At 63.3% G+C, this 22,216-nt stretch carries 23 protein-coding genes and 1 tRNA gene; 6 read left to right on the forward strand and 18 right to left on the reverse strand.

Annotation, left to right across the window (positions count from 1 at the left end; all coding sequences use genetic code 11):
• Together AC1DXS_RS07070 and AC1DXS_RS07075 are read left to right on the forward strand one after the other, a co-directional pair.
• The coding region (locus AC1DXS_RS07070) for a proline--tRNA ligase (RefSeq protein WP_477736814.1) at positions 1-1,614 on the forward strand (1,614 nt) is incomplete at its 5' end.
• 31 nt (positions 1,615-1,645) lie between these two features.
• Positions 1,646-2,299 carry a lytic transglycosylase domain-containing protein gene (locus AC1DXS_RS07075; RefSeq protein ID WP_477736815.1) on the forward strand — a complete coding sequence of 218 codons (654 nt, stop codon included), beginning with the start codon at positions 1,646-1,648 and terminating at the stop codon, positions 2,297-2,299.
• A 25-nt stretch (positions 2,300-2,324) separates the two neighbouring features.
• Here AC1DXS_RS07075 and AC1DXS_RS07080 read toward each other — a convergent pair whose 3' ends face one another.
• From AC1DXS_RS07080 to AC1DXS_RS07100, 5 genes are all read right to left on the reverse strand, one after another.
• Entirely contained in the window at positions 2,325-2,786 is a 462-nt protein-coding gene (locus tag AC1DXS_RS07080; RefSeq protein WP_477736816.1) for an NUDIX domain-containing protein, read from the reverse strand.
• Positions 2,783-3,757, reverse strand: a complete 975-nt coding sequence (locus AC1DXS_RS07085; RefSeq protein WP_477736817.1) for an ATP-binding protein — start codon at positions 3,755-3,757, stop codon at positions 2,783-2,785. The genes AC1DXS_RS07080 and AC1DXS_RS07085 overlap by 4 nt, the downstream gene beginning before the upstream one ends.
• 7 nt (positions 3,758-3,764) lie before the next feature.
• Positions 3,765-5,006 (reverse strand): bifunctional glutamate N-acetyltransferase/amino-acid acetyltransferase ArgJ, encoded by a 1,242-nt coding sequence (gene argJ, locus AC1DXS_RS07090; RefSeq protein ID WP_477736818.1) that lies wholly within the window; start codon positions 5,004-5,006, stop codon positions 3,765-3,767.
• Between the two features lie 58 nt (positions 5,007-5,064).
• Complete coding sequence (secA, locus tag AC1DXS_RS07095; RefSeq protein WP_477736819.1) at positions 5,065-7,830, reverse strand: preprotein translocase subunit SecA; 2,766 nt, start codon at positions 7,828-7,830, stop codon at positions 5,065-5,067.
• Between the two features lie 210 nt (positions 7,831-8,040).
• The gene (locus tag AC1DXS_RS07100; protein WP_477736820.1) at positions 8,041-9,033 is read right to left on the reverse strand and encodes a M23 family metallopeptidase; all 993 of its coding nucleotides are present in this window, start codon (positions 9,031-9,033) and stop codon (positions 8,041-8,043) included.
• Between the two features lie 50 nt (positions 9,034-9,083).
• Between AC1DXS_RS07100 and AC1DXS_RS07105 the strand changes: the two genes are divergently transcribed.
• Positions 9,084-9,401, forward strand: a complete 318-nt coding sequence (locus AC1DXS_RS07105) for a hypothetical protein (protein WP_007868072.1) — start codon at positions 9,084-9,086, stop codon at positions 9,399-9,401.
• A 119-nt stretch (positions 9,402-9,520) separates the two neighbouring features.
• Here AC1DXS_RS07105 and AC1DXS_RS07110 read toward each other — a convergent pair.
• From AC1DXS_RS07110 to petA, 6 genes are all read right to left on the reverse strand, one after another.
• Positions 9,521-9,596: transfer RNA gene (locus AC1DXS_RS07110), tRNA-Thr, on the reverse strand.
• Between the two features lie 11 nt (positions 9,597-9,607).
• The gene (locus AC1DXS_RS07115; protein WP_477736821.1) at positions 9,608-10,165 is read right to left on the reverse strand and encodes a ClpXP protease specificity-enhancing factor; all 558 of its coding nucleotides are present in this window, start codon (positions 10,163-10,165) and stop codon (positions 9,608-9,610) included.
• 42 nt (positions 10,166-10,207) lie between these two features.
• On the reverse strand, positions 10,208-10,819 hold the full coding sequence (locus AC1DXS_RS07120) for a glutathione S-transferase N-terminal domain-containing protein (protein WP_007868077.1): 612 nt from the start codon (positions 10,817-10,819) through the stop codon (positions 10,208-10,210).
• 88 nt (positions 10,820-10,907) lie between these two features.
• Positions 10,908-11,663, reverse strand: a complete 756-nt coding sequence (locus tag AC1DXS_RS07125; RefSeq protein WP_477736822.1) for a cytochrome c1 — start codon at positions 11,661-11,663, stop codon at positions 10,908-10,910.
• A gap of 18 nt (positions 11,664-11,681) precedes the next feature.
• On the reverse strand, positions 11,682-13,091 hold the full coding sequence (locus tag AC1DXS_RS07130) for a cytochrome b (protein WP_477736823.1): 1,410 nt from the start codon (positions 13,089-13,091) through the stop codon (positions 11,682-11,684).
• A 117-nt stretch (positions 13,092-13,208) separates the two neighbouring features.
• On the reverse strand, positions 13,209-13,844 hold the full coding sequence (gene petA / locus AC1DXS_RS07135) for a ubiquinol-cytochrome c reductase iron-sulfur subunit (protein WP_477661075.1): 636 nt from the start codon (positions 13,842-13,844) through the stop codon (positions 13,209-13,211).
• A 252-nt stretch (positions 13,845-14,096) separates the two neighbouring features.
• Between petA and mscL the strand changes: the two genes are divergently transcribed.
• Positions 14,097-14,519: a large conductance mechanosensitive channel protein MscL gene (gene mscL / locus AC1DXS_RS07140; protein WP_477736824.1), complete on the forward strand. Its 423-nt coding sequence runs from the start codon at positions 14,097-14,099 to the stop codon at positions 14,517-14,519.
• 166 nt (positions 14,520-14,685) lie between these two features.
• Here the strand turns inward: mscL and pdxA are convergent, their stop codons facing one another.
• On the reverse strand, positions 14,686-15,723 hold the full coding sequence (pdxA, locus tag AC1DXS_RS07145) for a 4-hydroxythreonine-4-phosphate dehydrogenase PdxA (protein ID WP_477736825.1): 1,038 nt from the start codon (positions 15,721-15,723) through the stop codon (positions 14,686-14,688).
• 216 nt (positions 15,724-15,939) lie between these two features.
• Between pdxA and AC1DXS_RS07150 the strand changes: the two genes are divergently transcribed.
• On the forward strand, positions 15,940-17,295 hold the full coding sequence (locus tag AC1DXS_RS07150) for a diguanylate cyclase domain-containing protein (protein WP_477736826.1): 1,356 nt from the start codon (positions 15,940-15,942) through the stop codon (positions 17,293-17,295).
• A gap of 6 nt (positions 17,296-17,301) precedes the next feature.
• Here AC1DXS_RS07150 and AC1DXS_RS07155 read toward each other — a convergent pair whose 3' ends face one another.
• Entirely contained in the window at positions 17,302-18,063 is a 762-nt protein-coding gene (locus AC1DXS_RS07155; RefSeq protein WP_477736827.1) for a Nif3-like dinuclear metal center hexameric protein, read from the reverse strand.
• Positions 18,064-18,084: 21 nt separating this feature from the next.
• On the reverse strand, positions 18,085-18,690 hold the full coding sequence (locus AC1DXS_RS07160; protein WP_477736828.1) for a chalcone isomerase family protein: 606 nt from the start codon (positions 18,688-18,690) through the stop codon (positions 18,085-18,087).
• Positions 18,691-18,902: 212 nt separating this feature from the next.
• Here AC1DXS_RS07160 and AC1DXS_RS07165 point away from each other — a divergent pair, with 212 nt between their 5' ends.
• On the forward strand, positions 18,903-20,060 hold the full coding sequence (locus tag AC1DXS_RS07165; protein ID WP_477736829.1) for a S1C family serine protease: 1,158 nt from the start codon (positions 18,903-18,905) through the stop codon (positions 20,058-20,060).
• A gap of 18 nt (positions 20,061-20,078) precedes the next feature.
• On the opposite strand, the gene tatC is transcribed toward AC1DXS_RS07165, so the two are convergent.
• The 4 genes from tatC to AC1DXS_RS07185 form a co-directional block, all read right to left on the reverse strand.
• Positions 20,079-20,879 (reverse strand): twin-arginine translocase subunit TatC, encoded by an 801-nt coding sequence (tatC, locus tag AC1DXS_RS07170; RefSeq protein ID WP_477736830.1) that lies wholly within the window; start codon positions 20,877-20,879, stop codon positions 20,079-20,081.
• A 73-nt stretch (positions 20,880-20,952) separates the two neighbouring features.
• Entirely contained in the window at positions 20,953-21,423 is a 471-nt protein-coding gene (gene tatB / locus AC1DXS_RS07175; protein ID WP_477736831.1) for a Sec-independent protein translocase protein TatB, read from the reverse strand.
• A gap of 16 nt (positions 21,424-21,439) precedes the next feature.
• Complete coding sequence (gene tatA / locus AC1DXS_RS07180; RefSeq protein WP_477736832.1) at positions 21,440-21,679, reverse strand: Sec-independent protein translocase subunit TatA; 240 nt, start codon at positions 21,677-21,679, stop codon at positions 21,440-21,442.
• 167 nt (positions 21,680-21,846) lie between these two features.
• Positions 21,847-22,206 carry a histidine triad nucleotide-binding protein gene (locus AC1DXS_RS07185; RefSeq protein ID WP_477736833.1) on the reverse strand — a complete coding sequence of 120 codons (360 nt, stop codon included), beginning with the start codon at positions 22,204-22,206 and terminating at the stop codon, positions 21,847-21,849.
• Positions 22,207-22,216 lie beyond the last annotated feature (10 nt).

Genomic DNA, 22,216 nt, shown 5'->3' on the forward strand with positions numbered 1-22,216 from the left:
CCCATGGGCCTGCGTGTGATTCGCAAGGTTGAAGCCATCGTGCGCGAGGAAATGAACCGCGCCGGCGCCGTGGAGATGACCATGCCCGTGATCCAGCCGGCCGAGCTCTGGCAGGAAACCGGCCGCTTTGAAAAAATGGGCCCCGAGCTGCTGCGCATCAAGGACCGCCACGGCCGCGACTTCGTGGTCCAGCCGACCAGCGAAGAAGTCGTCACCGACGTGATGCGCCAGGACATCAAGAGCTACAAGCAGCTGCCCAAGAACCTGTACCAGATCCAGACCAAATTCCGCGACGAACGCCGGCCGCGCTTTGGCCTGATGCGCGGACGCGAGTTCATCATGAAGGACGCCTACAGCTTCGACCGCGACCAGGCCGGCGCCAAGGCCAGCTACCAGGCCATGGCGGCGGCGTACCGCAAGATTTTCGACCGCTTCGGCCTGAGCTACCGCGCGGTGGCCGCCGACAGCGGCGCCATAGGCGGCGACCTGAGCGAGGAATTCCAGGTGATCGCCGCGACGGGCGAAGACGCCATCGTCTACTGCCCCGGCAGCGACTACGCCGCCAACATGGAAAAAGCCGAGGCGCTGCCGCCCCAGGGCGCGCGCAAGCCGGCATCGAAGGCCATGGCCAAAACACCGACACCCGGCAAGGCCACCTGCGCCGCCGTGGCCGAACTGTTGGGCATCCCGCTGGACACCACCGTCAAATCACTGGTGCTGGCCACCGACGAACTCGACGATGCGGGCAAGGTCGTCAAATCACAGGTCTGGCTGCTGCTGCTGCGCGGCGACCACGAAATGAATGAAGTCAAGGTCGGCAAGGTGCCGGGCCTGGCGGATTTCCGCTTCGCGACCCTGCCCGAGATTGAAGAGCATTTCGGCTGCAAGCCGGGCTACCTCGGCCCGTTGAACATGCTCAAACCGGTCAAGCTGGTGGTGGACCGCGAAGCCGCCGCGCTGGCCGACTGGGTATGCGGCGCCAACGAAGTCGACTTTCACTTCACCGGCGTCAACTGGGGCCGCGACCTGCCCGAACCCGAACTGGTGGTCGACCTCCGCAACGTGGTGGCGGGCGACCCATCGCCGGACGGCAAAGGCGCGCTGGCGATTGAGCGGGGCATCGAAATCGGCCACGTTTTCTACCTCGGCACCAAATACAGCCGGGCCATGAACGCCACCTTCCTGGGCGAGAACGGCAAACCGCAATTCATGGAGATGGGTTGCTACGGCATCGGCATCACACGCCTGCCGGCTGCGGCGATTGAACAGAACCACGACGAGCGCGGCATCATCTGGCCCGACGCCATCGCTCCCTTTACCGTCGTGCTGTGCCCCATCAGCCCTGACCGCTTCCCTGAGGTCGACGCGGCTGCCAACAAACTCTACGGCGAGTTGCTCGCGGCCGGCGTGGACGTGATCCTGGACGACCGGGGCGAGCGGCCCGGCGCCATGTTTGCCGACTGGGAACTGATAGGCGTGCCGCATCGCGTTACCATCGGCGACCGCGGCCTCAAGGACGGCCAGCTCGAATACCAGCACCGCCGCGATGCAGCTTCCAGCAAGATTGACGCAGCAACCGCCTTCGACTTTCTCAAGGGAAAGCTGGCGCTTTGACGCTTCCATGGTTCCCGTGCGTTCATTGACCATGTCCGCATCCAGCACCGTACCGGCAAAGGCGCAAGGACTCTCCCGGCGAAGTTGCCTGCAGGCCCTGCCGATTGCGCTCAGCCCGTTGCTGATGGCACAGCAGGCGCATGCCGGTGCGCAGGTCGAAGAACCGCTGGTTGATTCTGTGCGCACAGCACTCAGTTCGGCCGTCGCCAACCAGGCGCCTCCCGTTCCGGAATTCAAAGACACGGAGAGCCGGCTGGCTTACCTGCGCTGGCTGGGCGCCATGGGCGATCGCCTCAAAAAGAAAAAGCCGGAATTCCAGGTTCGCAAGGAATTTTTGCAAACCGTCTGGTATGAAAGCAAACGCGCCGGCCTGGACACCACGCTGGTGCTGGGCCTGATCCAGGTCGAGAGCAACTTCCGCAAGTTCGCGGTCAGCAACGTGGGAGCGCGCGGCTACATGCAGGTCATGCCCTTCTGGACGCGCGTGATCGGGGACGGTGACCCCGGCAAGCTCTTCCACATGCAGACCAACCTGCGCTTTGGCTGCGTGATTTTGCGCCACTACCTGGACAGGGAACGCGGCGATCTCTTCATGGGCCTGGGACGTTACAACGGCTCACGCGGGAAGTCGCCCTACCCCGATGCGGTGCTGGGTGCCAGCAAGAATTGGGTATTTGCCGGCTAAGCGGCCCTGAGGAGGCAGTAAAAAATCAGCAGGGCGCGCCGGCGAAACCGCGCTCCTCGGCAAACCAGGCCAGCACCGGGACCGTGCCCGGCAAGACGGGCTGCACGCTGACCGGCAACGATTGCCAGGCAAAAGACTGGCCTTCATGCATTTGCAGTTCGCCGGTCCACTCGAACACCTTGCAGAAGTTCAGGCGCACCAGCGCATGCGGGTAGTCGACCATCTCGACCTTCCAGGGATGGACCGTGCCTATGGTCACGCCGATTTCTTCCTGCAGTTCGCGGCGCAGCGCGGCTTCGACGCTTTCGCCCTGCTCCAGCTTGCCGCCCGGAAATTCCCAGTAGCCTTCGTAGACCTTGCCGGGCGGGCGGGATGTCAGCAGGAAATCGCCGTCAGGGCGGACCAGCACGCCCACCGCGACATCGACCACCTTGCGGTCCGCGCCGCCCTCGCGCGGCCGTTCACCGTCGGCGACCAGCACGCTCATGTCGAGTGGTCTGGGGCCTGGTCGGCCTGCTCAGGCGACGCAGCGGCGGCAGCGCCCGGCCGCTCGTAGGCCGCAATGGGCGCCGCCGCCACAGGCCGGCTGGCCGTGTCGCGGCCGGCGTAGTCGCGGGCAAACTGGTAGGCCACGCGGCCGCTGCGCGAACCGCGCTCCAGCGCCCAAACCAAGGACGCCGGTTTTGCCGCGGCAATCGCATCCTGGCCCACGCCGAAGGACGACAACCACTGCGCGACGATGGTCAGGTATTCGTCCTGGCTGAAAGGGTAAAAACTGACCCAGAGGCCGAAGCGTTCGGACAGCGAAATCTTCTCTTCGACCACCTCCCCGGGATGCACCTCGCCATCGTCCCCGTGGGTATAGGTAAGGTTCTCCGTCATGTACTCGGGCAGCAGGTGGCGCCGGTTGCTGGTGGCGTAGATCAGCACATTGGGCGTGGCCGCCGCGACCGAACCATCCAGGATGGACTTGAGGGCCTTGTAGCCCGGCTCGCCCTCCTCAAAGCTCAGGTCGTCACAAAAGACGATGAATTTCTCGGGCAGGCCGGACACCACGTCGACGATGTCCGGCAGGTCGGTCAGGTCGGCCTTGTCGACTTCAATCAGGCGCAGGCCGCGCGACGCATATTCGTTCAGGCAAGCCTTGATCAGCGAGGACTTGCCGGTGCCGCGCGCGCCCGTCAGCAGCACGTTGTTGGCGGGCTTGCCCAGCACGAACTGCTCTGTGTTGCGCCTGATCTTCTCCTTCTGGTCCTCGATTTCCTTGAGGTCGCCCAGGCGCATGTTGCCGATGTGCCGCACCGGCTCCAGCGAGCCGTGACCGGAGCTGCGCTTGCGGTAGCGGTAGGCGATCGAAGCGGTCCAGTCCGGCGCGGCTAACGGCTGCGGCAGCACGGATTCGATCCGCGCCATCAGGGATTCGACGCGGGCGATCAGGCGCTCAAACTGCTCGTTCATGCAAGGCTCAGCTTCTGTAGTCGGCGTTGATCTTGACGTAGTCGTAGGAGAAATCGCAGGTCCAGACGGTGTCGCTTGCCGTGCCGCGGCCCAGGACCACGCGCACCGTGATCTCGCTTTGTTTCATCACGCGCTGGCCGTCGGCTTCAACGTAGCCGGGATGGCGGCCGCCGTTCTTGGCCACCAGCACCTCATCGAGGTACAAGTCGATTTTGGTCTGGTCCAGGTCATCGATGCCGGCATAACCGACGGCCGCGAGAATACGGCCGAGGTTGGGGTCGCTGGCGAAGAAGGCGGTTTTCACCAGCGGCGAATGGGCGATCGCGTAAGCCACCTTGCGGCATTCCTCGCCGGTCTTGCCACCTTCGACCTGGATGGTCATGAACTTGGTGGCGCCTTCGCCGTCGCGCACGATGGCCTGCGCCAGTTGCCGGGCGATATCCATCATGGCGGCGCGCAAAGCCTTGCCGTCGGCACTGTCCAGCGAGGTCACGGGCGCGTGAGCGGCCTTGTTGGTGGCGACCACCACAAAGGAGTCGTTGGTCGAGGTGTCGCCGTCCACCGTCACACGATTGAACGAACCCTCAGCCAGCTCCCTGGCCAGTTGGGCCATGAGCGGCTGGGCCACGCAGGCATCGGTCGCCATGAAACCCAGCATGGTGGCCATATTCGGCCGTATCATGCCGGCGCCCTTGCTGATGCCGGTGATGGTGACTTCAGCGCCCGCGATCTTGATGCGTTTGGAAAACGCCTTGGCTACGGTGTCGGTGGTCATGATGGCTTCGGCCGCATTGCCCCAGTTGTTTTCCTTCGCGTCGGCCAGCGCGGCCGGCAGGCCCGCCGCAATGCGGTCGTTGGGCAGCGGCTCCATGATCACGCCGGTGGAAAAGGGCAGGACCTGCTCGGGCGCGAGTTCCAGCAGGCGGGCCAGCGCGATGCAAGTGGCGTGCGCGCGGCTCAGGCCGTCGTCGCCGGTGCCGGCATTGGCATTGCCGGTGTTGATGACCATGGCACGTATGCCCGCCGTCATGCCGCCGTTTTTCGCGAGGTGTTCGCGGCAGATCTGCACGGGCGCCGCGCAAAAGCGGTTCTGCGTGAAGACCGCCCCTACCGACGCGCCCTCGTCGAGCAATAGCACGGACAGGTCCTTGCGATTGGCCTTGCGTATGCCCGCTTCAGTGATGCCCCAGCGCACGCCGGGAACAGGGTGGAGGTCCGCGGCGGGCGTGGCGACCAGATTGACGGGCATGTGTTGACTCCGGAAAACCAGTGGGGGGGCTTGGAAAACGTTCAGTTCGGGCCGGCGCTCAATTCAACTGGCCGTGGCAGTTCTTGTATTTTTTACCCGAGCCGCAAGGGCACGGGTCGTTGCGGCCCACGCGGGGCACGTCGCCGACCGGCACGGCCGGTGCGCGGCGCTGGGACTCCTCATCCACCGTCGTTTCCACGCCGCCGGTTTCGGTGGGCGCCGTGTAGGTGACGTTGGCGATGTTTTCAGCGCGGCTTTCCATTTCCTCGGCCGCCTGTTCGAGCTGTTCGCCCGACTGGATCTTGACCGTCATCAGGACCTTGGTAACTTCGTTCTTCACGCTGTCGAGGAGCTGGCCGAAGAGTTCGAAAGCCTCGCGCTTGTATTCCTGCTTGGGCTGCTTCTGGGCATAGCCACGCAGGTGTATGCCCTGACGCAGGTAGTCGAGGGCGCTCAAGTGCTCGCGCCAATGGCTGTCGATGCTCTGCAGCAGGACCACGCGCTCGAACTGCGTAAAGTTTTCCTCGCCGATTTTTTCAACCTTGTCGGCGAAGGCGGCGTTGGCGGCCGCGATGACCTTCTCGACCACTTCTTCATCGGTGATGGCCGTGGCGGCTTCCACTTCCTTGCGCAGCGGCAGTTCAATCTGCCATTCTTCACGCAACACGTTTTCAAGGCTTGCGATGTCCCACTGCTCTTCAACGCTTTCAGCGGGCACATACTGCCGCGCCAGGTCGGTGAAACAACCTTCGCGCAGCGAGGCGATCTGCGCCTGCAGGCTGGCGGCGTCCATGATGTCGTTTCGCTGCTGGTAGATCACCTTGCGCTGGTCGTTGGCGACGTCGTCGTATTCGAGCAGCTGTTTGCGGATGTCGAAGTTGCGCGCCTCGACCTTGCGCTGGGCCGATTCGATGCTGCGGGTCACAATGCCCGCCTCGATTGCCTCGCCGTCGGGCATCTTGAGCCGCTCCATGATGGCCTTGACGCGGTCGCCCGCGAAGATGCGCATCAGCGGGTCATCCAGGCTCAGGTAAAAGCGCGACGAACCGGGGTCGCCCTGGCGACCGGAACGACCGCGCAGCTGGTTGTCGATACGGCGCGATTCGTGGCGCTCGGTCGCGATGATGCGCAAGCCGCCCAATCCGGTGACCTGTTCATGTTCCTGCTTCCATACCGCGCGCAGGCGGGCGATTTCCGCCTCTTTCGCGGCGGCATCCAGTGCCTCGTCGGCTTCAATGGCTTCGATCAGCTTTTCAACATTGCCGCCCAGCACGATGTCCGTGCCGCGGCCGGCCATGTTGGTGGCGATGGTGATCATCTTCGGACGCCCCGCCTGGGCGATGATGTCGGCTTCGCGGGCATGCTGCTTGGCGTTGAGCACCTGGTGCGGCAGGTTTTCCTTGACCAGCAGCTGGTCGATGATTTCGGAATTTTCGATGGAGGTCGTGCCGACCAGCACGGGTTGGCCGCGCTCGTAGCATTCGCGGATGTCCTTGATGGCGGCTTCGTATTTTTCGCGCGTCGTTTTGTAGACGCGGTCGAGCTGGTCGTCGCGGCGGCTCACGCGATTGGGCGGGATCACCGTGGTTTCGAGGCCGTAAATCTCCTGGAACTCGTAAGCCTCGGTGTCGGCGGTTCCGGTCATGCCGGACAGCTTGGTATAGAGGCGGAAATAGTTCTGGAAGGTGATGGAGGCCAGGGTCTGGTTCTCGGCCTGGATCTGCACGCCTTCCTTGGCTTCGACGGCCTGGTGCAATCCATCGCTCCAGCGCCGGCCCGACATGAGGCGGCCGGTGAACTCATCAACGATCACGACTTCACCGTCCTGCACCACGTAATGCTGGTCGCGGTGGTACAGGAGGTTGGCACGCAGCGCCGCATACAGGTGATGCATCAGCGAAATGTTGGCCGGGTCGTACAGCGTGGCGCCCTCGGGGATCAGGCCCAGGTTGAACAGCAGGCGCTCGGCGTTCTCATGGCCTTGCTCGGTCAGGAACACCTGGTGGCTCTTCTCGTCGATGGTGAAGTCGCCGGGCTTGGTCACACCTTCGCCGGTGCGCGGGTCGGCCTCGCCCTCCTGGCGCGTCAGCATGGGGACGACCTTGTTCATCGCCAGGTACATCTCAGTGTGGTCTTCGGCCTGGCCGCTGATGATGAGCGGCGTGCGCGCTTCGTCGATCAGGATGGAGTCCACCTCGTCGACGATCGCGTAGTTCAGGCCGCGCTGCACGCGGTCCGCCACTTCGTAGACCATGTTGTCGCGCAGGTAGTCGAAACCGTATTCGTTGTTGGTGCCGTAGGTGATGTCGGAGCCGTAGGCCGCCTGCTTTTCCTCGCGCGACATATTGGGCAGGTTGATGCCCACCGTCAGGCCCAGGAAGTTGTAGAGCTTGCCCATCCAGCGCGCGTCGCGGCTGGCCAGGTAGTCGTTGACCGTCACCACGTGCACGCCCTTGCCGGTCAAGGCATTGAGGTACACCGGCAGCGTAGCCGTCAGGGTCTTGCCCTCACCCGTGCGCATTTCGGAGATCTTGCCGTTGTGCAACGACATGCCGCCCAGCATCTGCACGTCGAAGTGGCGCATCTTCATGACGCGCTTGCTGCCTTCCCGAACCACCGCGAATGCCTCGGGAAGAATCGCATCGAGTTCTTCGCCCGCAGCTACCCGGTCCTTGAACTCCTGGGTTTTGGCGCGAAGCTGGTCGTCGTCGAGCTTCTCGTACTGGGTCTCCAGCGCATTGATGCGTTCTACGGTTTTGCGGTAAGTTTTGAGCAGCCTGTCGTTGCGGCTGCCGAAAATTTTGGTCAGGATGTTGGAAGCCATAAATGCGAGGCCGCCTTGACCGCTCCCCATGAGCTGGCAATGCGGCCGAAATCCCTTATTGAGTACGGAACCTAGGTGTGGGCGCCATCAGTGAGTTCAACTGGGCCCAAACTTCTGATTTTAGCGCTGCGAAGGGGGCAGCATGGCTGTCCGGGATAAAACCGTCATCGGGTGCCAAAAGCCATGCACAGGCATGGCAGTTTCACCCGCTCAGTGAGGGCGTGGCGGTTGCGGGGCCTGCGAAGGCGTGGCAGCCGGAGGTCGCGCGCCTGCGGAGGCCACCATGGGCCCAGGCAGCTTTTGCCCTGCGGTCAGGAACTTCTGCGGATCCTGGAAAACGCCCTGGACCAGCACCTCAAAATGCAGGTGTGGACCTGTCGACCGGCCTGTGGTGCCGACTTCCGCGATCTTCTGCCCGCGCTTGACCAGGTCGCCCTTTTTGACCAGCACGCGTGAGGCGTGGGCATAACGCGTGACGAGTTCATTGCCGTGATCGACTTCCACCATATTGCCGTAAGCCGGGTGGTATTCCTGCGTGACGACAACGCCGCCCGCTGCGGCCAGGATGGCCGTGCCCGGTTCGGACGGAAAATCGAGCCCGGTGTGCAGCGCTGAACGGCCGTTCAACGGGTCTATACGCCAGCCGAAAGGCGAGCCGAGGTTGCCCCCGGCGACAGGCTCCTGCGTAGGAACCATCATTTTCTTGATCTTCTGGTCAAACAGGCGCGACTCCATCACGGTCATGAGGTCGACACGCTGGTCGGTGAGTTTATCCAGGTCCGCCAGAGTGGCCTGCAACTCTTGCATCGTGAGTGAGGGGCCCGCCACCAGCGCACCACCGCGGCCGGGCGTGACCTTGATGTCGTTGGGATTGACGCCTGCAAGGCCCGATACCCGCTCGCCGAGTGCTTCAAGCTGCATCATCTTGGCCTGCATTTCGCCGACCCGCTTGGCCATCACGTCGAGGTTTTCTCGCATGAACCGGTCACGCTGGTCGAATTCATCCTTGACCATCAGCTTGACCAGCGAGCCTACGACCGGCCAGCCTTCGCGAGCGCCCTTGAGAAACACCCAGTGGTAGAGGCCTGCCGCTACAAGCATGAGCGCCAGTGCGGCGACAAAGCCCGCAAGAACCAGTTTTGTCCCGCTTAAGTAAATGGCCCGGCTTTTCGCCAGCCACGCATCCGTGATAATCAAATGCACTTGTCTACCTCTTTAAAAGCTCGCGCTCATCAGGCCGCGCACCGTACATCATGACTTCCGACCGGCGCCTTCCGCAGGCGCTCTCTGCTTACCAGGCCGCCGGGAATTCCCCCTCCCTGGCGCGGTTGACCGAACTTGTCCGGGAGTCCAGCGACAGACTCAAGGCCATTGAATCGCTGCTGCCCGAAGCACTGCGCCCGGCGGTTCAGGCTGGGCCTATCGACGGCGAAACCTGGTGCCTGCTGGTCAGCGGCAACGCAGCGGCCGCCAAAATCCGGCAACTACTCCCCTTGATCCAAGCCCGCCTTATAGGCAAGGGTTGGAAGGTTACCTCAATCCGCCTCAAAATTCTAATAAGCAAAAAGTAATAGCCAGCACCACCAATAACGGCAAGAGGGCATAAAGATAACGCCTTGCCTGCTGGTTCGCTACGAAATTGGTAGCGTATGGTACCCATGTTGCATGGGGAAGGCAAGGATTGAGGAAATGGTGCCGCTTGTCGGAATCGAACTGACGACCTACCGCTTACAAGGCGGTTGCTCTACCAACTGAGCTAAAGCGGCACGGGGGTATTTTACTTGACCCGTTTCAGCGAAGGCCGCGCACGCGGCGGCTTGGGTGGCTCGGGGCTATCCGGGCCGCCGTCTTCCGCATCGGACGCAGCGCTGTCGGGCACCAGCTGCATGATCTTGCCCTCGGGCCCATCCGCCGCGCTGTGCTGCACCGGCGCGGAAGCTGGCGACGCCGCAGCGACCGTGGGGCCGGCGTCGATTCCCTCTTCCGAAACGGGCACCGGACCCGCGGCTGCGGGGGCCGCCATGGGGAATGCCATGCCTTGGCCGTTTTCACGCGCGTAGATGGCGATCACATGGCTGATAGGCACCATGATCTCCCGGGCGCTGCCGGCAAAACGGGCCTTGAACTCGATGAAATCATTGCCCAGCTTGAGCGACGAGGTCGCATCAAAGCTGATGTTGAGCACGATCTCATTGTTTTTCACATACTCGCGCGGCACCTGCACGGAGTCATCCACCGAAACGGCCACATAAGGCGTGAAACCGTTGTCGGTGCACCATTCATAGAGCGCCCTTATCAGATAGGGTCGCGTCGACGTGGCATCCAGGGCGTTCATGAATTCAGCCAAGCTGCTTGTCCGGGAAATCGAATCCGTGGATTATTTCCGCATCACTTTTTCGGATGGCGTCAGTGCTTCAATGTAAGCCGGACGCGAAAAAATGCGTTCAGCGTACTTGAGCAGCGGGGCGGCATTCTTCGACAAATCGATGTCGTAGTAATCCAGGCGCCACAGCAAGGGAGCGATCGCCACGTCCAGCATGGAGAAGTTGTCGCCCAGCATGAACTTGTTCTTCAGGAAGATGGGCGCAAGCTGCGTCAGCCGGTCGCGGATGTGCGAGCGGGCCTTTTCCAGGGCCTTTTCGTTGCCCTTGGACGCGCGCGATTCGAGCGTGCTGACGTGGACGAACAGCTCTTTTTCGAAGTTCAGCAAAAAGAGGCGGACGCGAGCGCGATCAACCGGGTCGCCGGGCATCAGTTGCGGATGCGGAAAGCGCTCGTCGATGTATTCGTTGATGATGTTCGACTCATACAGGATCAGGTCGCGCTCGACCAGGATGGGCACCTGGCCGTAGGGATTCATCACGTTGATGTCTTCGGGCTTGTTGTACAGATCGACGTCGCGGATTTCGAAGTCCATGCCTTTTTCAAACAGCACAAAGCGGCAGCGGTGCGAGAAGGGGCAGGTCGTGCCTGAATAAAGGACCATCATGGTGCGGAACTCCTAAATGCAAAGGAGTGGATACATCTAAAAAGCATCCACTCCAGAAGGTGCCGGGAGCCAGGTCCCGGCGAGAAAATTACTTGACGTCTTTCCAGAACGCCGCATTCAGGCGCCAGGCGACGAAGGTCAAGCCGAGAAGGAAAATCAGCACCCAGACGCCGACGCGAATGCGGGTGTTCTGGGCCGGCTCGCCCATCCACTGCAGGTAACCCACGAGGTCACCCATGGCTTGGTCATATTGCAGCGGCGTCATGGTGCCGGGAGTGATTTGCTTCCAGCCCTTGAAGACCGGGACTTTGTGGCCGTGCTCTTCCTTGTAATCGTACTGAGGCTCGCGCGCGCCCTGCAGTTCCCACAGCACATGAGGCATTGCCACGCTCGGAAAGGCCAGGTTGTTCCAGCCCGTCGCCTTGGTTTCGTCGCGGTAGTAAGTGCGCAGGTAGGTGTAGAGGTAATCGGCGCCGGTGCCGCCGTGGCCGGCACGCGAGCGTGCGATCACGGTCAGGTCGGGAGGATTGCCGCCGAACCATTCCTTGGCCTGTTTCGGGTCAATCGCGGCTTTCATGGTGTCGCCCACTTTTTCAGTGGTGAACAGCAGGTTGTCCTTGATTTCCTTGTCGGTCAGGCCGATGTCTTTCAGGCGGTTGAAGCGCATGAAAGAAGCGGAGTGGCAGTTCAGGCAATAGTTGACGAACAGCTTGGCGCCGTTYTGCAGGGAGCCCAGGTCGTTGGTCCGGTCGGGGGCTTTATCCCAGGCAATGCCGCCTTCGGAGGCCTGTGCGCCGGCCGCCAGGCCAAAGGCGGTGATCAGGGCAAAAATAAATTTTTTCATCGTTTTTATCTCCAACTCTCAGTGACCGTGGAAAACAGGACGGTCCGGCGGTGTTTTGGGGGTGCCGACACGGCTCCACCACGGCATCAGGATGAAGAAGCCAAAGTAAAACAGCGTGCCGACCTGGGAGACGCGCTCACCGACAGGCGACGGCGGCTGAACACCGAGGTAGCCCAGCACCAGGAAGTTGATGACAAAAATGCCGTAGAGGTATTTGTGCCAGTCTGGACGATAGCGGATCGACTTGACCGGGCTGTGATCGAGCCAGGGCAGGAAGAACAGGATCACCACGGCACCGCCCATCACGACCACACCCCAGAACTTGGCGTCGATGGACAGCAACAGGGCCGAGCCCACGACGGCTGCGCCGACGATGACCGCCTTCAGCACCACCGGCATGCGGAATTTCACGACGCTGAAACCGGCCGCAACGACCACGCAGGCGATCAGCGCATAAAGCATCTCGCTGGTGATGGCGCGCAGCATGGAGTAGTAAGGCGTGAAGTACCAGACCGGGGCGATGTGCGCCGGCGTCTTCAGCGGATCGGCCGGGATAAAGTTGTTGTATTCGAGGAAATAGCCGCCGAACTCGGGAGCGAAGAAGATGATCGCCGAGAAGATCATCAGGAAGACGCTCACGCCGAAAATGTCGTGCACCGTGTAATACGGATGGAAGGGGATGCCGTCCAGCGGGTGGCCCTGCGCGTCCTTGGGCGCATTCGGACCCTTGATTTCGACGCCGTCGGGGTTGTTGGAGCCGACTTCATGCAGCGCGATGATGTGCGCTGCCACCAGGCCCAGCAGCACCAGCGGCACGGCGATCACGTGGAACGCGAAGAAGCGGTTCAGGGTGGCATCGCCCACCACGTAGTCACCGCGGATCAGCAGCGCCAGGTCCGGGCCGATAAAAGGAATCGCGGCGAACAGGTTGACGATCACCTGGGCGCCCCAGTAGCTCATCTGGCCCCACGGCAGCAGGTAGCCCATGAAGGCCTCGGCCATCAGGCACAGGAAAATGGCGCAGCCGAAAATCCAGACCAGCTCGCGTGGCTTGCGGTAGCTGCCGTAGAGCAGGCCGCGAAACATGTGCAGGTAGACCACCACGAAGAAGGCGGAAGCGCCYGTCGAGTGCATGTAGCGGATCAGCCAGCCCCAGGGCACGTCGCGCATGATGTACTCAACCGAGCCGAATGCCAGGGCGGCATCAGGCTTGTAGTTCATCGTCAGGAAAATGCCGGTCACGATCTGGATGACCAGCACCAGCATGGCCAGCGAGCCGAAGATGTACCAGAAGTTGAAGTTCTTCGGAGCGTAGTACTCGCTCATGTGCTCCTTGTAGAGCTTGCTGGCGGGAAACCGGTTGTCGACCCAGTTCATCGCCTTTGCGGCGAGCGGGGCATCGGGGGAAATTTCTTTGAATTCAGCCATAACTGATCCTGGTTCGGTGGGGTTCTTTGGCAAGCGCCGGATACGCGCGTCTAGGTTTCGGCGTGTATCTGGCGCTGGCTACAGGGTCTTGTGAAGGAGCTTGGAAATGAAGCGCCTTCAGGCCTTCTTGTCTTCACCAATCAGCAACCGGGTGTCTGACAGGTACATATGCGGAGGAACTTCGAGGTTGTCCGGTGCGGGCTTGTTCTTGTAGACGCGGCCGGCCATGTCGAAGGTCGAGCCATGGCAGGGGCACAGGAAGCCGCCGGCCCAGTTGTCGGGCAGCGAAGGCTGGGCGCCGGGCTGGAACTTGTCGGAAGGCGAGCAACCCAGGTGCGAGCAAATACCAACCACCACCAGCGTTTCAGGCTTGATGGAGCGGTTTTCGTTGCGGGCATAAACGGGGGTCAGTTCGTCGGGCTTGCGCTCGGACTTGGGGTCGGCCAGCAAGGCATCGACCTTGGGGAGCTCGGCGAGCTGCGCGGGCGTGCGCTTGATGATCCAGACCGGCTTGCCGCGCCATTCCACCGTGATTTTTTCACCGGGCTTGACGTCGGAAATATCGACTTCGACGGCGGCGCCGGCGGCTTTGGCTTTTTCGGAGGGCTGGAACGTGCTGACAAAGGGAACAGCGGTGGCGATGGCGCCTGCGCCGCCCACCGCACAGGTGGTCACCAGCCAGTTTCTTTTATCTTTGTCTACGGGAGCGCCGTGGGGCGCGCCATTCACGCTTGCTTCGCTTGCTTGGGTCATGAGAGTCCTTCAAGAACTGGCTTGAAATAGGCATAGTGGGGTCAACCCGCGATTGTAGCGGAGCGCGATATCGTTTTTCAAGGCGAGGGGCCGCATCCCGGTGGCCCGGGCCATCCCCAAGGCCGGGAGTTTGCCTGTTTTTTGAGCACAGGCCGGATTGCACATACTTTGTTTCAAGCCGGGCCCGCGCGCGGGCCGCAGCGGCAGGCCCAGCCTTGATAATGTTTTGTCCAAAACAAGAGGAGAAACTTCATGGGAATGGTGCAGGAATTCAAGGAATTTGCCGTCAAGGGCAACGTGATCGACCTGGCCGTCGGCGTGATCATCGGCGCGGCCTTCGGCAAGATCGTGGACTCGGTCGTCAGCGACCTGATCCTTCCCCTGGTCGGCGCCCTCTTCGGCAAGCTGGATTTTTCCAACCTCTTTGTGGTGCTGGGGACAGTGCCGCCCGGCACGGCCACCACGCTGGACGCGCTGAAGAAGGCGGGCGTGCCGGTCTTCGCCTACGGCAACTTCATCACCGTCGCTGTCAACTTCATCATCCTGGCCTTCATCATTTTCCTGATGGTCAAGCAGATCAACCGGCTCAAGCGCGACCAGCCGGCGCCCGCTCCCGCCGCACCGCCTGAAGACATTGCGCTGCTGCGCGAGATACGCGACAGCCTCAAGAAATAAGCACCCCCCTGTTGCCCGCTCACTTCGTGTAGCGGGCCTCTCCCCTGCAGGGGACGGCGCCTGGCGGCTGGCAAAGCCAGACCGCGGCCCCCGCTTGCAAACGCATGGTCGATTGCTATCTAATTAATAGCAGCCAGGGCCGATTTCGCTTAAATTCTCGCGCCCTTCACCGCGCCGCAAGCCTGCGCGCCATGCGCACGGCGGCCAGCAGGCTGGACGCGTCGGCGCGCCCGCTGCCTGCGATGTCGAAGGCCGTCCCGTGATCGGGGCTGGTGCGTACCAGCGGCAAGCCCAGCGTGACGTTGACGCCCTGCTCCACCCCCAGGTACTTGACCGGAATCAGCCCCTGGTCGTGGTACATCGCGACCACCACATCAAATTCACCGCGCTTGCCAATAGCCTCGCGGGCCCGCATGAACACGGTATCGGGTGCGAAGGGGCCGCTCACATCCAGGCCCTCGGCGCGTGCCGCGGCGATGGCCGGGGCGATGATGGTCTGCTCTTCGCTGCCGAACAGCCCGCCTTCGCCGGCATGGGGATTGAGCCCCGCCACAGCGATGCGCGGCGCACGCCCCAGGGCTGCGCCCACGGCATCGTGCGTGATGCGCAGGGTTTGCCGCACATTGCCCACGGTGACGGCCTCGATGGCCAGCCTGAGCGACATGTGAATGCTGACCAGCACCGTGCGCAACTCGTCATTGGCCAGCATCATGCGCACCGGCACCTCGCTCACAGGCTTGCCCAGAAAAGCGGCCGCCTCGGCCTGCAACATTTCGGTGTGGCCCGGAAACGCCGCCGCCCAGCCGCCAGCCGCTGCCAGGGCCTCCTTGTGGATGGGCGCGGTGACCAGCGCCGCGGCCTCATCGGCCAGCACGCGGCGCGCCGCCCAGACGATGCAGTCGGCCGCGGCCTGGCCGGCCACGCCGCTGACCTCTCCATAAGGCACCAGGCCCGGCAGCGCGCATTGCTGCAGCACCGGAATGCACTGCGGGGGCACGCCGTGCAGCCCGGCCAGGCTGGCCAGTTGCGCCACCGGCAATGCCAGCGGGGAAGCCACCAGCGCGGCAGCGCGGCGCAAAGTGGCCACATCCCCCACCACGGCGCAGCCGGCCAGCTCGGCCGGCGCCTCGCAAAAAGCCTTGGCGATGATTTCCGGCCCTATGCCGGCCGCATCGCCCATGGTGATGAGCAGCGGCTTAGCCACGGAGCTCCTCTCGCGGCGTGGGGACAATTTCCAGGGGGACAGTGCATTTCGCGGGCGGACGGACCATAATCGCGAAAAAATGGGTAGGCCTGCGGTCGGCATAAGACCGCGACAGGCCAAAAAACACGAGGGGTTCGGGCAGATGCATTCTTGCGGTATTTTGGCGCAAACCACAGCGCAGCGGCCGGCAGGCCCTTGCACAGCGCTGAGCCGGCCATGAATGCAGCCGCCTATCCCCTGATGTCCGGGGCCGAGATGATGCTCTGGAGCGCGTCCGCCGGCGCGCTCGGCCTGGTGGTCCTGCTGGCCCTGGCCGACGCCCTTTACAGCCGCACGCGCGCCGCCTCGCAAACGCTGGCTTACCTGGCCCTGTGCTGGGCAGTCGTCCTGCTGCTGAGCGGGCTGCCGGGCGCCCTCTGGCCGGTCGCGCACGACGAGCTGGCCACGGCGCAACTCCTCGTCGGGCCGCTGTGTGCAGCCATGGGCAGCTACGGCGCCAGCAAATGGCTGTCGGCCCACCAACGCGACCACGTGATGAAAGTCAGCCTGCTGGCAATGACCGTGGTGTGCCTGGCCGGCATGCCGCTGTGCCTGGTGCTCGCCCCTGAATGGCGCCTGCCGGTTTCGGGGGCGCTGGCGATTGCCAACCTGTCCGTGGTGCTCTGGCTTTCGGTGCGCGCCACGCAGCTGGGCGACAGGATGGCCTGGGGCCTGGCCCTGGGTTGCCTGCTGACCCTGCCGGCGCAAATCGGCCTCTACGGACTGGCACTGAACACCAGCCGGCCGCCGCTGCTGCTGCAGGCCGGCGTGGCTCTGGCGGCCCTGCTGAGTGTGGTCATCACCGCGGCGATGCTGTGGCTGCGCAACCACCAGACCCGGCAAATGATGGATGGCGAGGTCTCGCGCCGCGACCCCATCACCCAGCTTTACGACGGCGTGGCCATGATCCAGAAGATCATCCGGGCGCAGAGCCGCCGCCAGCGCACGCGGCGCGACGGCGCCCTGATGGCCGTGCTGCTGTTTGAGCCGGAGCGCCTGGTGCCCTTGATCGGCCAGGCCGGCCTCAACGACCTCTACATCCAGCTGGCGCGACGCATGCAGCGCCACACCGGGACCGTCAATCCGGCCGGCCGCTACTACGACCGCTGTTTTATGGTGCTGCTGGAGACCATGCATTCACCGCGCTGGATACGCACGCTGGGCCTGCGTGTGGCCTCCAGCCTGCGCCGTCCCCTGGACTTGCGTTCGCTGGACGGGCGCCGCATACGGATTTCACCCGACATCGCGGTCGGCATTGTTCACCTGTCGGCGGCGGGCAAGGACGTGGACCAGTTGCTGCACGAAGCACAGTCGGTGGCGCAGGCCGCGCGCGCAATGCGCTCCCGCGCGGCCTTGCTGGACCCGGAGAGCCGCACCGCCGTTCCGGTCGAGCATGCCGACCTGGGCTCCAACTGGGGAGCCCTGCGTAACGCGGTGCCGGCCACGCCTTCACGGCCCAAGTCCTCGTCCAAACCAGCCAAAAACGCCGCCAAAGCCCCCCGGACGGCCCGGCCGCGCCACAAGCCGGCTTAGACAGGCTCAAGCCGGGTTGTCGATATCGATGAACTCGTGGGCCAGGCCCAGTTGCGCCGCGACCTGCCCCGCCACGGCCGGCGCGCCATAACGCTCCGATGCATGGTGGCCGCAGGCGATAAAGGCCACACCCATTTCGCGCGCGTAATGGGCTTGCGGCTCGGAAATCTCACCCGTGATAAAGGCATCCGCGCCCGCTGCGATCGCGGCCTCAAAGTAGCCCTGCGCGCCACCCGTGCACCAAGCGATGTTGTGGATGGCTTTTTGGGAGGGCCCAGCCTGGACCACAGGCCGCTTCAACACCTGCTGCACATGCGCAGCCAGGGCGGCGGCGTCGGCAAACCGGCCGCCGTCGCTTCGGCCGCCGATAAAGCCCAGATCCTGCTCGCCAAAGCGTGCGCTCGCAGCCAGGCCCAGTTGCAGGCCCAGCTGCGCGTTGTTGCCGAGTTCGGGATGCGCATCCAGCGGCAGGTGGTAGGCAAAGAGGTTGATGTCCTGCGCCAGCAGCAGTGCCAGGCGCTGCTTCATCCAGCCCGTGACGCGGCCGTCCTGGCCGCGCCAGAACAGGCCGTGGTGCACAAAGATGGCGTCGGCTCGCGCGGCCACCGCCGCCTCGATCAGCGCCAGGCTGGCCGTGACGCCGGAAACGATTTTGCGAACCTCGGGCCGGCCCTCGACCTGCAGGCCGTTGGGGCCGTAGTCCTTGAAGCGCGCGGGCTGCAAAAGCGCGTCAAAGGCCTGCAGCAAGTCCTGTCGGGTGGTGCTCATGCCCCCATTGTCTCAGGGCGTTCAGCTTTTCTCGATACCCAGCAGCGCGTCTTTCAGCATGAAGTCGGCCGGTGCGGCGCCCAGCCAGATGCCCAGCACCATCCGGAAGAACTCCGCGTCGCCGACCGGCGCGCCCTGGAGCTGCTCAACGATGAAAAAGCTGGTTCCTTTGCCCGGCACAAACTCCATCGCGAAGGAGTCGCCGGGCATCAGCTTGCTGCGACCCGAGAAGATGTCGATCAGCCGGTTGCTTGACACCGAATGGCGGCTCACCGCATCGCGGGTGGAGTTGTCGGCCATGCCGCGCAGAAAGAGACGGCCGAGGTCGGTGCCCGAGACCTCCCGCAGCGCCACGAAAGACAGGCGGATGGGCGTGCCCAGCTTCATCGCCTCGTCGGCCGACGTCACCTTGCGGCTGGTGTACATGGCCATGTCGTAGACCTGGAAGATCGCCTTGAAGCGCGTGCCGGCGCCGTTGAGCTGCAGCGCAGTACCCTGCACCACCAGGCTCGCCGGGAATTTCGTCGTGGTGGGTGCGGCCAGGGCCGGCGCCGCCAGCCCCGCCGAACCCGCCGCCATTGCGGCCGCGCCGCGCGCGAGCCAGGCCCGCCTTGAGTACTGATGCATGATTGTCGCCTCCGTTATGGTTGTGAATCCCCGGGCGGCTTGAAGCCCCCGAAAACATGGTACCGGAGCAAAGCGGCATGCTTCCTTACAGCGGCCCGGGACCCAAAGCGATAAACTTCAACACCCGGCCGCGCCCCACCCAGCCAGCGCCGCAGGGTCTCACCCTAGTGGTTTTTCCTCATTCCGCCGCGCACACCGCCATCCATCGCTTCATGAAACGTACCTGGCTTCTCTTTTCCCAAACGGTGACCGTCCTGCTGGCGGCGTACTTTGTGGTGGCCACACTCAAGCCGCAATGGCTGGACCGCGGCAACACGCCCGGTGTCTCGGTGATCGAAGCGCCGGCCGGCAGTGCGCCGCGCAGCCCGGGAGCCGCCGGCGGTTTTGCCTCGGCAGCCAAAACGGCGTCCGCAGCCGTCGTCAGCATCAACACGAGCAAGGCCGCGGCCAGGAACCCGCATGCCGAAGACCCCTGGTTCAAGTTCTTCTTCGGCGACCAGAGCCCGAACGAGCCGCAGGGCGGCCTGGGCAGCGGCGTCATCATCAGCGCCAGCGGCTACATCCTGACCAACAACCATGTCGTCGAGGGCGCCGACGACATCGAAGTCATTCTCAACGACACGCGCAAGGCCAAGGCCCAGGTCATAGGCACGGATCCCGACACCGACCTCGCCATCCTCAAGATCGACCTGGACAAGCTTCCGGTCATCGTGCTGGGCAATTCCGACGCACTGCAGGTGGGCGACCCCGTGCTGGCCATCGGCAACCCCTTCGGCGTGGGCCAGACCGTCACCGGGGGCATCGTCAGCGCACTGGGGCGAAACCAGCTGGGCATCAATACTTTTGAAAACTTCATCCAGACCGACGCGGCCATCAACCCCGGCAATTCGGGCGGCGCGCTGGTCGACGTGAACGGCCACCTCATGGGCATCAACACCGCGATCTACTCGCGCTCGGGCGGCTCCATGGGCATAGGCTTCGCCATTCCGGTGTCCACCGCCAAGCAGGTGCTCGACGGCATCGTGAAGGACGGTCAGGTAACGCGCGGCTGGATAGGTGTGGAGCCGCAGGACCTCAACCCTGAACTGGCCGAGACCTTTGGCCTCAAGCCCGCGGCGGCCAGCGACGGCGGCGTCATCATCACCGGTGTGCTGCAAAACGGCCCGGCCGCGCAAGCCGGCATACAACCCGGCGACGTGATCACCGCGGTGGACGGCAAGAGCGTGCGCAACGTGAGCCAGCTGCTAACCGCCGTGGCGGCCCTCAAGCCCGGCACTCCCACACCGCTGACGGTGCTGCGCAAGGACAAACAAACCGAAATTGCCGTCACGCCCGGCAAGCGCCAGCGGCCCAAGGTGCAGCAGCGCTAGGAATCAGGCAGCCGAGGCTCAGGGCTTGGCCGCTTCGGCCTCGCTGTCGTCTTCAGGCTTTTTGGTGTGCTTGACGAACAGCTGCGCGGCGACGATGCCCACCTCATAGAGCCCGCCGACCACGCCCAGCAACATGATCATGGAACCCGCATCAGGCGGCGTCACCAATGCGGTGCCGACGGCCGCGGCCACCCAGAAGTAACCGCGGTATTCGCGTAGCTGGGCCACGCTGAGTACACCCATGCGCACCAGCAGGATCACCGCGATGGGCACCTCAAAGGCCAGCCCGAAGGCCAGGAACATGCCGAGCACAAAACTCAGGTATTCCTCGATGTCCGGCGTGGCGATGATGGACTTGGGCGCAAAACTCTGGATGAAGTGGAAGACCTGGCCGAACACGACGAAATAACAGAAAGCCACGCCGACAAAAAACAGCACGGTGCTCGAAATCACCAGCGGCATGACGAGTTTTTTCTCGTGCGAATAAAGGCCGGGCGCGACAAAGGCCCACACCTGGTAAAGCACCACCGGCAGCGCGATCATGAAGGCCGCCATGAACAAAATCTTGATCGGCACCACAAAGGGGGTGATCACGCTGATGGCGATCAGTTTGGAGCCCTCGGGCAGGGTTGCCACCAGCGGCGCGGCCATCAGGTCATACAGGGCACTGGCCCCCGGATAAAAGGCCAGCACGGCCGCCGCGACGCCAATGGCGATCACCGCCCTGATCATCCGGTCGCGCAGCTCCATGAGATGCTGCACAAAAGGCTGCTCGGTACCCGCGAGTTCGTCGGGCTTGTCGGTATTGGGATCGCTCATGACGGAAGTTTGCGCTGTATGGATGGCGCCGGGAAGTGCGCAAGGAACAAAAGCAAAAGATCAGCAGGAAAGCTCAAGACAGGCGGCCCGGCTGCGGGCGGAACCGCGCCACACGCGCCGCGCCCGACTGCGCGCGGGTGCGCACGCCGGTACGGGCCTTGTACCACTGGGGCGTCGCACCTTGTTTGAGGCGCCACTTCTTTTTCGGGTGCTTATATTCGGGGAAGATTTCCATGCCGGGAAGGCCGGCTGAAGAGGAGGAATCGCCCGTAGCCTCGGCCCAGGATTTTTCAAAATCGCTGGCGTTGGTCTGGATGGAGTTCTCGACATCCCGGGCCGCGCCCTCGACGGTTTCCTTCATCTTCTTGAGTTCATCCAGTTCCATGGAGCGGTTGACCTCGTTTTTGACGTCTGCCACATAGCGCTGCGCCTTGCCCAGCAGCGTGCCCACGGTGCGTGCCACGCGCGGCAATTTTTCCGGACCGATGACGATCAGCGCCACGGCGCCTATCAGCGCCATTTTGGAAATGCCGAGATCAATCACGGGGTGTCAGGCCGGATCAGGATTTTTGGCGGGCTTCGACGTCGATCGTCGTCTTGTCCGAAGCTTGAGCGTTCGTGACACTGGCGGGCGGCACCGGAGTTTCGGCGGGAGGCTGGTTGCCGTCCTTCATGCCGTCCTTGAAGCCCTTGACCGCGCCGCCGAGGTCGCTGCCCATGTTTTTGAGCTTTTTGGTGCCGAAAACCATCACCACGATCAACAGCACGATCAACCAGTGCCAAATGGAAAGTCCACCCATGATTTACTCCTAGTCTGGAATTGAGATGTGTAAGTGCAGGTAAATGCGGAATTGCCGGTTTACACGGAACTGGCTTGATTCTAAAGGCCCGGCCTGCCAGGACACGAATTACACACATTGGCCTACCGGGTTAGTGTGCCAGCGCGGCCCGGGGTTCCCTGTGGCTCTTAACCCTTCAACCAGGGACGCGGACCGCCGATCACGTGGAAATGCAAGTGGTGCACCTCCTGCCCGCCCTCCGCGCCGGTGTTGGTCACGATGCGGTAACCGCCGGCCGGGTAGGGGTTGCAGCCCTGCTCCATCGCCAGCTTGGGGGCCAGCACCATCATGCGGCCCATCAGCGCCGCATGTTCGGGCCCCACCTGCGCCATGGACGGGATATGGTCCTTGGGGATGATCAAAAAATGCACGGGTGCCCAGGGGTTGATGTCGTGGAAGGCGAACAATTCGTCGTCTTCATACACCTTGCGGCTGGGAATGGCGCCCGCGGCGATTTTGCAGAAAATGCAGTTGTCTGAGTGGCTCATGGCTTGGTCG

This window comes from Polaromonas sp. P3_B1, from assembly GCF_056402935.1.